The sequence below is a fragment of the Microbulbifer sp. ABE4_465 genome, from assembly GCF_056160765.1.
In genome coordinates this window covers 165,021-180,132 of the sequence record NZ_JBSWXV010000002.1, presented here as the reverse complement: position 1 = coordinate 180,132, position 15,112 = coordinate 165,021, and the positions used below count along the sequence as shown (strand labels likewise).

The window sequence follows — 15,112 nt, the reverse complement described above, 5'->3', positions numbered from 1 at the left end:
TGTTTGCCGCCGGCTGACCTCTAATCGAGCTTCCGTTTTTGTACATGTATTCCGCCCCGTCGGTTTGAGGGGAGCCGTGTACCGATGGTGACACAGCCCCGATGCGCGCGAAGCGCCGGAGCTGGCAGAGAATCGATAATAGAAACAATAAGGTCAAAGAGCATGCAAGCATCCTCACACACTCGGGGGAGTGTCCGTGGCGCGCACCTGCGCGCGCTACTGGCGCTGGCGATTGCCGCCGCAACCCACAGTACCGCTCAGGCAAGTGCCAATTCTGAACTGGCCATGGTCAATATTCCCGGCAGTATCCAGACCGCCATCGGCTGCGCGGAAGACTGGCAGCCCGCCTGCGAAGCCTCACAACTCACCTACGACGAAGCCAACGACCTCTGGCACGGCACCTACACCCTCCCCGCCGGCGACTACGAGTACAAGGTTGCCATCGATGGCGGCTGGGATGAAAACTATGGCGCCTTCGCTGATGCGAACGGCGGCAATATTCCGCTGAGCCTCAGTGCGGAGACCCAAGTCAAATTTATCTACGATCACGAAACCAACTGGATTGCGGACAATGTTCGCCACTCCATTGCCACAGCAGTGGGCAGCTTCCAGAGCGCCCTCGGCTGCCCCGGTGACTGGCAACCCGCGTGCCTGCAGACCCTGCTGCAGGACGTGGACGGCGATGGTGTCTACACCCTGATTACCGATGCCATTCCCGCCGGCGACTACGAAATGAAAGTCGCCCTAAATGAAAGCTGGGATGAAAGCTACGGCGCGAACGGCGGCAACATCGCGTTCACCGTGGAAGATGGCAAGGACGTCTACTTCGCCTTCGATCGCAATTCAAAAAGTGTGGTGGTCAGCACCGACGGCGTACCCCGCGGTGACCTGACCACAGACAAGGCCCACTGGGTCGACGCCACGACGATTCTGTGGCCGGTGACCCTGCCGGAAGGTGGCAGTGCAAAGCTCGTGGCCAGCGAAAGTGCAGCGCTCACTCTTGGCCCCGACGGTGTCAGCGGCGATGAGGAAATCGCACTCATACCCAATGCCAGCGCCACCGATGCAACACTGGCCAAATTCCCACACCTGGCCAACGCCACCGCCTTTACCGTACCGGAGACTGCGGACATTGCCGCACTGGTGAAAGGCCAGTTGGCCGTGGCGATTTACGACGGGGAAGGCAAGGTAGTGGACGCCACCGGCATCCAGATGCCGGGTCTGCTGGATGCCGCCTTTGCATTTGACGGCACCCTCGGCGCAACCGTGGGCGAGGAAGCGATCGAGTTCGCTCTGTGGGCGCCAACGGCAAAATCCGTAAAAGTGCACCTGTTCGACACCGGCGACCAGTACGAAGCCAGCACCTTTGTGGAGATGACCGAAAGCAACGGCGTGTGGACCGCATCTACCAGTATCGACTGGGATCGCAAGTTTTATATGTACGAGGTAGAGGTCTACTCCTACGCGACACGGGAAATCGAAACTAACTGGGTGTCCGACCCCTACTCCCTGAGCCTGTCCACCAACTCCCACAAGAGCCAGATCGTCAACTTGAACGATGACGATCTGAAACCGGAAGGCTGGGATGGAATTGCAAAACCCTCTCTCGCGGCACCGGAAGACATCACCGTTTACGAACTGCACGTGCGCGACTTCAGTATTGCGGACGATATGGTGAGCGAGCCCGCGCGCGGCACCTTCGCGGCATTTAGTGAGGATGGTCGCGGCAGCCTGCACCTGGCGGAACTCGCCGCCGCGGGACTGACCCACGTGCACCTGCTGCCCGCGTTCGACTTCGCCACGGTGAACGAAGATCGTGCGCAGCTGAAAACCACCGAAGACCTCAGCGTCTACGCCCCGGACAGCACCGAGCAACAGGCCGCGGTGAATGCCATCCGCGACGAAGACGGCTTCAACTGGGGCTACGACCCACTGCACTTCACCGTGCCTGAGGGCAGCTATTCCACCGACCCGAACGGTGTGCAGCGGATTATCGAATTCCGCGAGATGGTGCAGTCCCTGAGCGACATGGGCCTGCGCGTGGTAATGGACGTGGTGTACAACCACACCAGCTCCTTTGCTCAATACGACAATTCCATTCTCGATAAAATCGTTCCCGGTTATTACCACCGCCGCAATGGCGAGGGCTTTGTGGAAATGAGCAGCTGCTGCGCCAACACCGCCAGCGAGCACACCATGATGGAAAAGCTGATGCGCGATTCCATGAAAACCTGGGCCACCGCCTACAAGGTGGACGGCTTCCGCTTTGACCTGATGGGCCACCACACCAAACAGAATATCCTGAATGTGGCGGCGGACCTGGAAGCACTCACTACCGAGACCGACGGCGTCGACGGCTCCTCCATGTACCTTTACGGCGAAGGCTGGAACTTTGGCGAAGTGGTGGACGATGCGCGCTTTGTACAGGCACGCCAGGGCAATATGGCGGGCACCGGCGTGGGCACCTTCAACGATCGCGTGCGCGATTCCGTACGCGGCGGCAACCCGTTTGGCGGTTTTGAGGAACAGGGCTTTGGCACCGGGCTGTTTACCGACAGCAACGGCAAGTTCGGCGGCGACGACGAACGCGCAACCCTGCTGACCCTGGCCGACAAAGTGCGTATCACCCTCGCCGGCAACCTGGCGGACTATGTACTGGAAACCTCGGACGGCACCGAACTGACCGGCGCCGAGCTGGTGTACAACGGCCAGCCCACCGGCTATACCGGCGACCCGCAGGAATCCATCAACTACGTGGCCGCCCACGATAACGAGACCCTGTTCGACGGTATCCAGATCAAGGCCAACAGCACCACCAGTGTGGCCGACCGCGTACGCCTGCAGAACTTCAGCACCTCGCTGGTGATGTTTGCCCAGGGTGTGCCGTTTATCCACGCTGGCCAGGAAATCCTGCGCTCCAAATCCATGGACCGCGACAGCTACAACTCCGGAGACTGGTTCAATGCCATCGACTTCTCTCTCGCCACCGACAACTGGGGTGCGGGTCTGCCGATTGCGGACAAGAACGAGGACAACTGGGGGCTGATGGCACCGCTGCTCGCCAATCCGGATATCGCGCCGCAGCAATCCGATCGCGAGTTCGCCCTGGCGGTATTCAAGGAGTGGCTGCAGATCCGTCGCAGCAGCGGCCTGTTCCGTTTGCCCAGCAAAGAGGCGGTTCAATCGGTGGTGTCCTTCGCCAATACCGGACCGGAACAGATTCCAGGCCTGATCGCCATGCACCTGAACGATCCGGCGGGCGACTTCGACGAGGAGACGTCGCAGATTCTGGTGCTGTTCAATGGTGGCTCAGAGGCTCAGGAGTTCACTCTGGAGTCTGCCGCAGAGCTGCCGTTCACCCTGCACCCGGTACAGCAGGAATCGGCCGATGCGGCACTGATGGAAGCGACTGCGGAAGCAGGTGTATTCAACGTACCGGCGCGCACCACCGCGGTGTTCACACTCGCGCGTGCGGACGACACCTCGATTCCCGTTGAGGAGGAAGAGGAAGAAATCGAACAGCCGGAAAATCCAGGCAGTGGTTCCAGTGGTGGCGCCACCGGTTTTGCCCTGCTGGCGCTGCTCGCAGCAGCCCTGTTGCGTCGTCGCCGCACCTAAACCACCAGTCACATTCCCACAAATAAAAAAACCGGCATTTTTGCCGGTTTTTTTATTTCATGCTCGCTCGCGACTACTTCGAATAGCCCTGCGGATTCTGCGACTGCCAGCGCCAGGTGTCTTCCACCATGCGCTTCAAATCAAACTCCGCTTTCCAACCCAGTTCGCTTTCCGCGTAGGCCGGATCCGCGTAGCACTCGGCAATATCGCCGGGGCGACGGGGCACGATCTGGTAGGGAATTTCCTTGTCTGCGGCATCAGCAAAGGCGCGCACGATTTCCAGTACCGAGCTGCCGCGGCCGGTACCCAGGTTATAGGTGTAGCAACCGGTATCGGTGCCCGCCTTGTTCAGCTTGTTCAGCGCCGCCAGGTGGCCGCGTGCCAGGTCGACCACGTGGATATAGTCGCGCACGCCGGTGCCGTCCGGGGTGGCGTAGTCGTCGCCAAAAACCTGTAAATGGGGCAGGCGGCCAACGGCCACCTGGGCCACATAGGGCAGCAGGTTATTGGGGATACCCGCCGGATCTTCTCCAATGGTGCCGCTCTCATGGGCGCCAATGGGATTGAAGTAGCGCAGCAGGCTGATCTTCCACTGGTTATTCGGCGCCTTGCACAGGTCGCGCAGGATATCTTCCACCATCAGTTTGCTGGCACCGTAGGGGTTGGTGGCACCGGTGGGGAAGTTTTCCTGAATAGGAACGGTTTCCGGGTCACCGTAGACGGTCGCAGAGGAACTGAAGATCAACTGCTGTACGCCGGCCTGCTCCATCACCTCACACAGGGTGAGAGTGCCGGCAACATTATTCTGGTAATAGCGCAAAGGTTGGGAAACGGATTCGCCCACGGCCTTGAGGCCGGCAAAATGAATCACCGCCTGCACGTCGTACGCGCGGAAAACCTCGCGCAGGGCTTCGGCATCGGTGATATCCACATTGTGAAAAGGTACAGAGCGCCCGGTAATGGCCTCTACACGGCGCAGAGCCTCTTCACTGCTGTTACACAGATTGTCGACCACAACGGGCTCAAAACCGGCCTCAATCAGCTCTACGCAGGTGTGGCTGCCAATGTAGCCGGCGCCCCCGGTAACCAAAATCTTCATAGACTTCCTTAATTCACGCTATTCAGGCCGGTATCGCATCTTCGACACGGCCGGCTCCGCAGGGCTAAAAGACTAACCCGTGTATATGAGCGCTATTTTACGCCCTTAACCCGCTTGGCAAAACTGACACCAAATTCTACCTATCTTGGCCCTATCCGCCTTTCAAGGCCACAGCGCTGACTATCCTGAAAGTGCGGGACCTGCTAGCAGGACCCCTGTTGCGACAGCTGCATCGTCGCGCAATCAATAGGTAATAAAGATAGCGTTCTCGCGCGTCAGCGCTCTTAAGCATTCGTTGCGAGATGTATTCGCGGTCATCACACGCTGCAGCGCAGTTGGCACTCCACGGCAGGAGGCCGGTTACTGACGCGGTACGCTACAGGGAGTCGTAAACCATGTCGATATTCAATCACTACCTGGAACGCTACGAGTCGGTTCAGGAGGAAGAACTCACCATCCAGGAATATCTGGAGCTGTGCAAAAACGACCGCAGCGCCTATGCCTCGCCCGCAGAGCGCATGCTGATGGCCATCGGCGAGGCCGAGCTGGTGGACACCTCCCGCGACCCGCGACTCTCGCGCATCTTTTCCAACAAGGTGATCAAGCGCTACAAGGCGTTCAGTGAATTCTATGGAATGGAGGAAGCCATCGAGCAAATCGTTTCCTTCTTCCGCCACGCGGCCCAGGGCCTGGAAGAGAAAAAGCAAATTCTGTACCTGCTGGGCCCGGTGGGCGGCGGCAAGTCCTCCCTGGCGGAGCGCCTGAAGGCACTGATGGAGCAGATCCCCGTCTACGCCATCAAGGGTTCGCCGGTATTTGAATCGCCACTGGCACTCTTCTCCCCGTCCGAGGACGGCCAGATCCTGGAAGAGGATTACGGTATTCCGCGCCGCTATGTGAACACCATCATGTCCCCCTGGGCGGTCAAGCGCCTGCACGAGTACAAGGGTGACATCAGCAAGTTCAAGGTGGTGAAGATCCGTCCGTCGATTCTGGATCAGATCAGCATCGCCAAAACCGAACCTGGCGATGAAAACAACCAGGATATTTCCGCGCTGGTGGGCAAAGTAGATATCCGCAAGCTGGAAGATTTCCCACAGAACGACCCGGACGCGTACAGCTTCTCCGGCAGCCTGTGCCGTGCCAACCAGGGCATGATGGAATTTGTGGAAATGTTCAAGGCGCCGATCAAGGTGCTGCACCCGCTGCTGACTGCCACCCAGGAAGGTAACTACAACAGTACCGAAGGCCTGGGCGCGATTCCGTTCAACGGTGTGATTCTGGCCCACTCCAACGAATCCGAGTGGCAGTCCTTCCGCAACAACCGCAACAATGAGGCGTTCCTCGACCGTATTTATATCGTCAAGGTGCCCTACTGCTTGCGGGTGCAGGAAGAGATCAAAATTTACGACAAGCTGCTGGAACACAGCTCCCTGTCGAAAGCCCCCTGCGCACCGGACACCCTGCGCATGCTGGCGCAATTCTCGGTGCTGTCCCGAGTGAAAAATCCGGAGAATTCCAGCCTCTTTTCGAAGATGCGGGTGTACGACGGCGAGAACCTGAAAGATACGGATCCGAAAGCGAAGACCATTCAGGAATACCGCGACAACGCCGGTGTGGATGAGGGCATGAATGGCCTGTCTACCCGCTTCGCGTTCAAGATCCTGTCCAAGGTATTCAACTTCGATGCCACCGAAGTGGCGGCCAACCCGGTGCACCTGCTCTACGTACTGGAGCAGCAGATCGAACAGGAGCAGTTCCCGCCGGAGGTGCAGGAGAATTATCTGGGCTTTATCAAGGAATACCTGGCACCGCGCTATGTGGACTTTATCGGCAAGGAAATCCAGACCGCCTATCTGGAGTCCTACGCGGAATACGGCCAGAACTTGTTCGACCGCTATGTGACCTATGCGGACTTCTGGATTCAGGATCAGGAATACCGCGATCCGGAAACCGGCGAGATTCTTGACCGCGCAGCCCTCAACGAAGAGCTGGAGAAAACCGAGAAACCCGCGGGCATCTCCAACCCGAAAGACTTCCGCAACGAGATCGTCAATTTTGTGCTGCGCGCCCGCGCCGGCAACCAGGGCAAGAATCCGGACTGGAGATCTTACGAAAAGCTGAAGGCGGTGATCGAGAAGAAAATGTTCTCCAATACCGAGGACCTGCTGCCGGTTATCTCCTTCAACACCAAGGCCTCTGGTGACGACCAGAAAAAACACGCGGACTTCGTCGCGCGCATGGTTGAGCGCGGCTATACCGAGAAACAGGTCCGCCTGCTTTCCGAGTGGTATCTGCGAGTACGCAAGTCTCAGTAACTGCTGACGGGTTTGTGTCTTGATATTCCGCGGTGGCGATCCTGCCATCGCTGGAATTCAAGACACGCCACGGACCCTCCCCTGAAAGCAATATAAGGCAGTACTATGAGTTACATCATCGACCGTCGCCTGAATGGCAAAAAGAAAAGCACCGTCAATCGCCAACGCTTTTTGCGGCGCTACAAATCCCATATCAAGAAAGCCGTCGGCGAAGCCATGAACAGCCGCTCCATTACCGATATGGGCGCCGGCGAGAAGATCAGCATTCCCACCCGCGATCTCAACGAACCGATTTTTTCCAATGGTCGCGGCGGCCATATGGAACAGGTGCTGCCGGGCAACAAGGAATTTGTCACCGGCGACCGCATCCCTCGCCCCGGCCAGGGCCAGGGACAAGGCAGCGGCGGCAGTGGCGCCAGCGATAGCGGCGAAGGCATGGACGAGTTCGCCTTCCAGATCTCGCAGGACGAGTTCCTCGAATTTATGTTCGAAGGTCTTGAGCTGCCAAATATGGTCAAACGCAAGCTCGCCGGCAACGACACCTTCCATATGGTGCGCGCGGGCATCTGCAACGAGGGCTCGCCGGGCCGGCTGAATGTGGTGCGCTCCATGCGCTCGGCCAATGCGCGGCGCATTGCGCTCAGCGGCGGCAAGCGGCGCAACCTGAAACTGCTGGAACAGGAACTGGAACTTGAGGAAAACAAGGATCCGGCACTGCGGGACCAGCGCAAGGTAGATGAGCTGCGCCTCAAGATCGAAGATCTGCGCAGTCGCGTCAGTCGCATTCCATTTCTCGATGACTTCGACCTGAAATACAACCTGCTGGTGAAGCAGCCGCGCCCAAGCTCAAAGGCGGTGATGTTCTGCCTGATGGATGTGTCTGGCTCCATGAACCAGGCCACCAAGGATATGGCCAAGCGGTTTTTCCTGCTGCTGTATCTGTTCCTGCAACGCAGCTATGAATACACCGAGGTGGTGTTTATTCGCCATCACACCAGCGCCAAGGAAGTGGATGAACAGGAGTTCTTCTACTCCCGCGAGACCGGCGGCACCATCGTGTCCAGCGCACTGAAAATGATGCGCGACATCATGCGCGACCGCTACCCCGCCAGCGAGTGGAATATTTACGGTGCCCAGGCGTCCGATGGCGACAACTGGAACGACGACTCCAGCACCTGCCACAAAATCCTCATCGACGACATCATGCCCCACGTGCAGTACTACTCCTACGTGGAAATCACTCCGCGGGACCACCAGGCGCTGTGGGATGAATACCAAAGCGTGGCCCATGTGTTCCCGGACCACTTTGCCATGGAGCAGATTATTGATGTCGGGGATATCTATCCGGTATTCCGCCAGTTATTCACCCAGAAGGTTGCCGCCTGATGCTCGATACAGCACTCGATAACAAGCAGCCCATCTCCACCACTTCCGAGTGGACCTTCGAACTCATTCAGGAGTACGACCGGGAAATTGCGCTGCTGGCCAAGGAATTTGGCCTCGACACCTATCCCAACCAGATAGAAGTCATCAGTTCCGAACAGATGATGGATGCCTACTCGTCCGTGGGTATGCCGGTGGGTTACAACCACTGGTCCTTCGGCAAGCAGTTCATCAGTGTGGAAAACAATTACCAGCGCGGGCGCATGGGGCTGGCCTACGAGATTGTGATCAATTCCAATCCCTGTATCGCCTACCTGATGGAAGAGAACACCATGACCATGCAGGCGCTGGTGATTGCCCACGCCAGCTACGGTCACAACTCTTTCTTCAAAGGGAATTACCTGTTCCGCACCTGGACCGATGCCAGCAGTATTATCGATTATCTGCTGTTTGCGAAAAACTATATCGCCCGCTGCGAAGAACGCTACGGAGTGGACGAAGTGGAGTCGCTGCTGGACAGCTGCCACGCGCTGATGAATTACGGTGTGGATCGCTACAAGCGCCCCTATCCGATTTCTGCCCACGAGGAAGAGCGCCGCCAGAAAGAGCGCGAGGAATACCGTCAGCGCCAGCTGAACGACCTGTGGCGCACCATTCCCAATCTCGGTGCCGGTGAAGAGGCGGCGCCGGTACGGCGCTTCCCCGATGAGCCACAGGAAAACATTCTGTACTTCATCGAAAAAAATGCACCGCTACTGGAAAACTGGCAGCGCGAGCTGGTGCGCATCGTGCGCAAAATGGCGCAGTACTTTTATCCACAGCGTCAGACTCAGGTGATGAACGAGGGGTGGGCCACCTTCTGGCACTACACCCTGCTGAATGAGCTGCATGCCCGCGGCAAAGTCACCGACGGCTTTATGATGGAGTTTCTCACCAGTCACACCAGCGTGATTTACCAGCCGTCTTACGACAGTCCCTACTACAACGGCATCAATCCCTACGCCCTGGGCTTCAGCATTTTTACCGACCTTCGTCGCATCTGTGAAAACCCCACCGATGAAGACCGGGCCTGGTTCCCGGATATCGCCGGCAGTAACTGGAAAGAAACCCTGCAGTTCGCCATGCGCGACTTCAAGGACGAGAGTTTTATCCTGCAGTTCCTGTCACCGAAGGTGATGCGGGATATGAAACTGTTCTGTATTTCCGATGACGATCGGGAAAAAGAAATCGAGGTGGGCGCCATCCACAACGAGGATGGCTATCGTGAGTTGCGTGCAAAACTCGCGGGCCAGTACAACCTGGGCAACCGCGAGCCGAATATTCAGGTGTTTTCCGTGGATACGCGAGGGGATAGATCCATCACCCTGCACCATACCCAGCACCAGCGCCGGCCGCTGGGCAAGGACACCGGCGAAGTCCTGAAGCATCTGCACCGTCTATGGGGGTTTGACGTGCACCTGCACAGCCTCAACGGCGACGAGGTCACCGCGAGTTTTCACTGCCCGGAAATTGGCAGAGACCGTTCGGAAGAAGAAGAATCCATGCTGGTACCCAAGCCGATCTAATTCGGCTTGGGTTCGGCGCGAATAAAAAGCGCTCTTCTATCAGGCTTCCAGCAAAAGATTGATTCGCCCTACCAGCTCGTTGCGGTCACAACTGGCCGCAACCACCGCATCCGCACCAGCATCCAGCCAGCGCTGCTGATTGGCTTCCCCTTCCGGAGCAATCAACAGAACATTCAGAGACGAAAATTCACTGCGCGAGCGCAGCATATCCAGTACCTGAAAGCCGTTTACCCCTTCGAGGTTGCTATCCAGCACCAGCATCGCCGGCTTGCCCGTGGCGAGCATGGCACCAGCACTGAAAGAATCACTCGCCAGGTCCACCTCGCAGCCCGCTTGCTGCAACTGTTGGCGGCCGGCAATCATCTCCGGCGAATCAGACACCAGCAGCACTTTGCGAGTGGCGCTACCCAGCTCCGCGGGCACCGGCATGGCGTTGTCGCGCAGGAAGCCAACAAAGTCTTCCACACAGATACGGTGGTCACCGCGCCCCGGGAGCTTGTAAGCCTTCAGCTGGCCCCGCTCGATCCATCGGATAACGGTGCGAAAATTTACTCCGCAATACCGGGCCGCTTCCCCGGTAGTTAGAACATGCACTTCGCTCATTTTATTACTATCCCCCACGAATCGCGCATTTAGTTATTAATTATGCTGAATTAAACCAAATAAACAGGCGTTAATTCTATGCCTATATATATTTAACGAACCAACCGACATATCCCTCAATAAAAGTTTGATTGCCACGGTTGACAGTTATGACAGGTTAAATAGAATGGACAGCATGTTGTCGCAGGTCATTTAATCGGCGACAACAGGCGCCATCTACCTCGATCCTGTAGCCTTTTGTCACGAAGTGTCGGGCTACTCCGTTAAATCGAGATCTTGCGGCGCAAACGAGCTTGTTGGGATTCTCTCTTCACGAATACCCTAAGACCCTGGGCCCCCTTGTATTTTCGGGGCCTTTTTTTTATCTTCCCGCCCTTCCAATTTCCTAGTATTTACCTGTGTAACAGCCTTTTTTGGCGCGTTTTATCTCAGGTTTAGCGGCATATATGGCACTTTTCGCCTTTTCTCGTCCTTTCCCGCTCTCTGTGCCACGCACTGATGTATGCAGGCTCCAATCTCCGAGATTCCGGCGATGAAGGTGTACCTGGTCGGCGGTGCGGTCCGTGACAGACTCCTTCAGCGCCCGATTCACGAGCGCGACTGGGTCGTGGTCGGCGCCACCGAGACCGAAATGCGCGAGCGCGGTTTTCGCCCGGTAGGGAAGGACTTCCCGGTTTTCCTGCACCCGGACACCGATGAGGAATATGCCCTCGCCCGCACCGAGCGCAAAAGTGGCCACGGTTACGGCGGTTTTACCGTCTACGCCAGCCCCGAGGTAACCCTGGAGCAGGACCTGCAGCGCCGCGACCTCACCGTCAACGCCATGGCAGAGACCGAAGACGGCGAAATCATCGACCCCTACAACGGCCGCGCGGATATCGAAGCGCGCAAGTTGCGCCATGTATCCGAAGCCTTCAGCGAAGATCCCCTGCGAATCCTGCGCGTAGCCCGCTTTGCCGCCCGCTATGCACCACTGGGCTTTACCATTGCCGATGAAACCATGACGCTGATGCAGGCCATGGTAGATGCAGGGGAGGTGGAACACTTGGTGCCGGAGCGGGTATGGAAGGAAGTGAGCCGCGCCCTCACCGAGCCCCGCCCGGATATTTTCATTAGCACCCTGCGCGACTGCGGCGCGTTAAATGTCCTGCTGCCGGAAGTCGACTGCCTGTTCGGTGTGCCCCAGCCAGCACTGCACCACCCGGAAATCGATACCGGAGACCACGTTCTGCGCGCCCTGCGCCAGGCACCGGCGGACCTACCGGTGCGCTTTGCGGTGCTGGTACATGACCTGGGCAAGGGCGTTACCCCGCAAGACATACTGCCAAGCCACCGCGGCCATGAAGCCGCCGGATTGCCGCTGGTAAAAGATGTCTGCAAGCGGTTGCGCGTGCCAAATCCCGTTACCGCCCTCGCCCTGGGTGTGTGTGAGTACCATCTGCACTGTCACAAGGCGTTTGAGCTGCGCCCGCAGACTCTGCTCAAATTACTGCGCGCGCTCGATGCCCTGCGCAAGCCGGACCGGTTCGAACAGTTCCTGGAATGTTGTGAGGCAGACGCCCGCGGTCGGCTCGGACTGGAAGACCGGGAGTATCCGCAAGTGGACTACCTGCGCGCCGCCCGTGACGCCGCCGCCAACGTGGACCCGCAGGCACTGATCGCCCAGGGATTTGAAGGCGCCGAGCTCGGCAAAGCGCTGGATCGCGCGCGCCTGCAAGCGCTTACTCACCTGAAGAGCAGCTACGGCGCCCCCCAGGGTTAATCGCCTCTCTATCTAATTTCTGCCCACGGAATATTCATATGGCTACAGCCTTGATCACCGGCGCCGCCGCCCGCCTCGGCCGCGCCATAGCGGAAGAATTGCACCGGGACCACCAGATCATCGTCCACTATCGCCACTCCGCGCAGGCGGCACTGGAGTTTGTAGACACCCTGAATCAGCGCCGCGCGGGATCCGCTGTCGCCATTCAAAGCAACCTTTCCGGCGCAGAAGATTGCCAGCAACTGGCCGACGCCGCGCAGGCCTGCTTCGGCGAAGTCTCGGCACTGGTCAATAACGCCTCCGCCTTCTACCCCACCCCCATTGGCGGCGCCAATGAGCGGCAGTGGGAAGAGCTGATGGGCAGCAATCTGAAAGCCCCGTTTTTTTTAAGCCAGTCACTGGCACCACTGCTGGCAGAGCATAATGGCTGCATCGTCAATCTGGCGGATATCCACGCAGACAAGCCCATGCCCGGCCACACCATCTACAGCGCGGCAAAAGCCGGCCTGGTGATGATGACCAAAAGTCTGGCGCGGGAGCTGGCACCGCAGGTGCGCGTAAATGCGGTGGCACCGGGTGCAATTCTGTGGCCGGAACAGGAGAGCGAAGGCTATAACAAGGAACAGATACTGGCGCGTATCCCGATGCAGCGCAGCGGTGACCCGTCGGACATTGCCCGCACCGTGCGTTTTCTCGCCGCCGACGCCCCGTATATCACCGGCCAGGTGATCGCCGTGGATGGCGGCCGCAGCCTGAACATATGATTTATTTGGACCTTTAGAGCTCGAGGTACTGCAGTGAGCGAAAAACAGTTTATTACCGCCCAGTCCCTGCTGGACGACTCCTACTCCCTGGCCCTGAAAGTGGTCGAGAGCGGCTTTCGCCCCGACTATATCGTCGGCGTCTGGCGCGGTGGCGCGCCCATTGGCATTGCGGTACAGGAAATGTTCGACTTCCTCGGTTTCCACGCCGACCACATCGCCATTCGCACTTCTTCCTATTACGGCGTCAATCAGCGTCAAAAAGATGTGAAAGTGCACGGGCTTACTTATCTGATCAAACAGGTAGAGTCCCATGAAAAAATGCTGATTGTGGACGATGTCTACGATACGGGCCTGAGTATTCAGCAGGCCGTCAAAGATATGCAAAAGGCCTGTAAAAAGAACACGCCGGAAATCCGTATCGCCTGCCCCTACTTCAAACCCAGCCGCAATCAGACGGACATGGAACCGCATTACTACCTGCACGAGACCGACCAGTGGCTGGTGTTCCCCCACGAGCTGCAGGGTTTGAGCGAGGAAGAAATCCTCGAAAACAAACCGGAACTGCGCAAGCACGAGGCGCTGTTGCGCAAGCTGAAAAACGGCAATCAAGCGTGATTGTTTCCTGCCTGCTCGGAACCCCGAGCGGGCAGGAGGCCGAAAATATCAACGCTCTTTACGCCTAAGATAATCCCCTGACTTTCCAGTACGCGTTACAGTGCTCCGCTTGCAATGCATCAACCGGAGCCATCCATGAGCCATTCCCTCGACCGTCTGCTGCGCCCCTTCGAGCACAAATCTCTTACCCTGCGCAACCGCGTCGCCATGGCCCCCATGACACGCACCGCCTCCCCGGGCTACGTACCCAATGACCTGGTAGCCGGCTACTACCGCCGACGCGCCGAGGGCGAGGTGGGCCTGATCATTACCGAAGGCACTTTTGTCGGCCACCCCGCCGCAAACGGCTACGAAAATGTGCCGGCCATTTATGGCGAAGAGGCCATGGCCGGCTGGAAAAAAGTCGTGGATGAAGTCCACGCAGCGGGCGGCCAGATTATTCCGCAACTGTGGCATGTGGGCTCCGTGCGCAAGGAAGGCACTGGGCCGGATAAATCCCACCCCGCGCACTCCCCCTCCGGCCTGTTCAAGCCGGGCAAGCCCAACGGACAGGCGATGACCAGGCAGGACATCCAAAGCACCGTCAAAGCCTTCGCCGACTCCGCCCTTGCCGCCAAGCAGGCTGGCTTCGATGGCGTCGAGATTCACGGTGCCCACGGCTACCTGGTGGATCAGTTCTTCTGGGAAGGCACCAACCAACGGGAGGACGAATACGGCGGCTCACTGGAAAACCGCACCCGCTTCGCGGTGGAAATCGTGGAAGCCGTGCGCGATGCCGTGGGCGAGGACTTCGCCATCGTGCTGCGCTACTCCCAGTGGAAACAGCAGGATTACGAAGCGCGCCTGGCACAGACGCCGCAGGAGCTGGAGCGTTTCCTGAAGCCGCTGGTAAATGCCGGTGTGGACATTTTCCACGCGTCGACAAGACGCTTCTGGGTACCGGAATTTGAAGGTTCCAATATGAACCTGGCGGGCTGGACCAAGGAGCTCACCGGCAAGCCGGTCATCTCCGTGGGCAGTGTTGGTCTGGATGATGACTTTATCGGCGGCAACAACCAGGGCATGGGCGGCACCGCCAACCCCACCGGCCTGGATGAGCTGGTACGCCGTATGGAGAACAACGAGTTCGACATGATCGCCGTGGGCCGCGCGTTGCTGCAGGATCCGAACTGGTTGCAGAAGGTGAAGGAAGGGCGAGAGGAAGAGATAGTGCCGTTTACCAAGGAAGCATTGGCAAGCCTGAGCTAAAGGCTTTCCCAGCCCCGTAGTTATTGTTTCAGCAGCACCGCTGCCGGGTGGCTCTTTGTGAGACACGCCGTAAACCCATCCATGGGGGCTCGGCTGCGGCCGTCCTGGCCGCAGACGGTCTCACAAAGAACCACCCG

At 58.3% G+C, this 15,112-nt stretch carries 10 protein-coding genes; 8 read left to right on the top strand and 2 right to left on the bottom strand.

Annotation, left to right across the window (positions count from 1 at the left end):
* Positions 1-162: 162 nt before the first annotated feature.
* On the top strand, positions 163-3,618 hold the full coding sequence (pulA, locus tag ACXAG1_RS04410) for a pullulanase-type alpha-1,6-glucosidase (protein WP_475119040.1): 3,456 nt from the start codon (positions 163-165) through the stop codon (positions 3,616-3,618).
* A 73-nt stretch (positions 3,619-3,691) separates the two neighbouring features.
* On the opposite strand, the gene galE is transcribed toward pulA, so the two are convergent.
* Positions 3,692-4,717: a UDP-glucose 4-epimerase GalE gene (gene galE / locus ACXAG1_RS04405; protein WP_475119039.1), complete on the bottom strand. Its 1,026-nt coding sequence runs from the start codon at positions 4,715-4,717 to the stop codon at positions 3,692-3,694.
* A 395-nt stretch (positions 4,718-5,112) separates the two neighbouring features.
* Here galE and ACXAG1_RS04400 point away from each other — a divergent pair, with 395 nt between their 5' ends.
* The 3 genes from ACXAG1_RS04400 (at position 5,113) to ACXAG1_RS04390 (ending at position 9,983) form a co-directional block, all read left to right on the top strand.
* The gene (locus ACXAG1_RS04400; protein ID WP_475091643.1) at positions 5,113-7,035 is read left to right on the top strand and encodes a PrkA family serine protein kinase; all 1,923 of its coding nucleotides are present in this window, start codon (positions 5,113-5,115) and stop codon (positions 7,033-7,035) included.
* 105 nt (positions 7,036-7,140) lie between these two features.
* Positions 7,141-8,421: a YeaH/YhbH family protein gene (locus tag ACXAG1_RS04395; protein WP_475119038.1), complete on the top strand. Its 1,281-nt coding sequence runs from the start codon at positions 7,141-7,143 to the stop codon at positions 8,419-8,421.
* The gene (locus ACXAG1_RS04390) at positions 8,421-9,983 is read left to right on the top strand and encodes a SpoVR family protein (RefSeq protein ID WP_475091642.1); all 1,563 of its coding nucleotides are present in this window, start codon (positions 8,421-8,423) and stop codon (positions 9,981-9,983) included. The genes ACXAG1_RS04395 and ACXAG1_RS04390 overlap by 1 nt, the downstream gene beginning before the upstream one ends.
* Before the next feature lie 39 nt (positions 9,984-10,022).
* On the opposite strand, the gene ACXAG1_RS04385 is transcribed toward ACXAG1_RS04390, so the two are convergent.
* The gene (locus tag ACXAG1_RS04385; protein WP_475091641.1) at positions 10,023-10,586 is read right to left on the bottom strand and encodes a response regulator; all 564 of its coding nucleotides are present in this window, start codon (positions 10,584-10,586) and stop codon (positions 10,023-10,025) included.
* Between the two features lie 532 nt (positions 10,587-11,118).
* On the opposite strand from ACXAG1_RS04385, the gene ACXAG1_RS04380 reads away from it, so the two are divergent.
* The 4 genes from ACXAG1_RS04380 to ACXAG1_RS04365 all read left to right on the top strand — a co-directional run bounded on the left by ACXAG1_RS04380 (position 11,119) and on the right by ACXAG1_RS04365 (position 14,975).
* Positions 11,119-12,348, top strand: coding sequence for a multifunctional CCA addition/repair protein (locus tag ACXAG1_RS04380; protein WP_475119338.1), 1,230 nt, complete (start codon positions 11,119-11,121; stop codon positions 12,346-12,348).
* Between the two features lie 38 nt (positions 12,349-12,386).
* Entirely contained in the window at positions 12,387-13,112 is a 726-nt protein-coding gene (locus ACXAG1_RS04375) for a pteridine reductase (protein ID WP_475091640.1), read from the top strand.
* Between the two features lie 33 nt (positions 13,113-13,145).
* Entirely contained in the window at positions 13,146-13,727 is a 582-nt protein-coding gene (locus ACXAG1_RS04370; protein ID WP_475091639.1) for a phosphoribosyltransferase, read from the top strand.
* Between the two features lie 135 nt (positions 13,728-13,862).
* A complete protein-coding gene (locus ACXAG1_RS04365; RefSeq protein ID WP_475119037.1) occupies positions 13,863-14,975 on the top strand; it encodes an NADH:flavin oxidoreductase in 1,113 nt (370 codons plus the stop codon).
* The last annotated feature ends 137 nt before the right edge of the window (positions 14,976-15,112 follow it).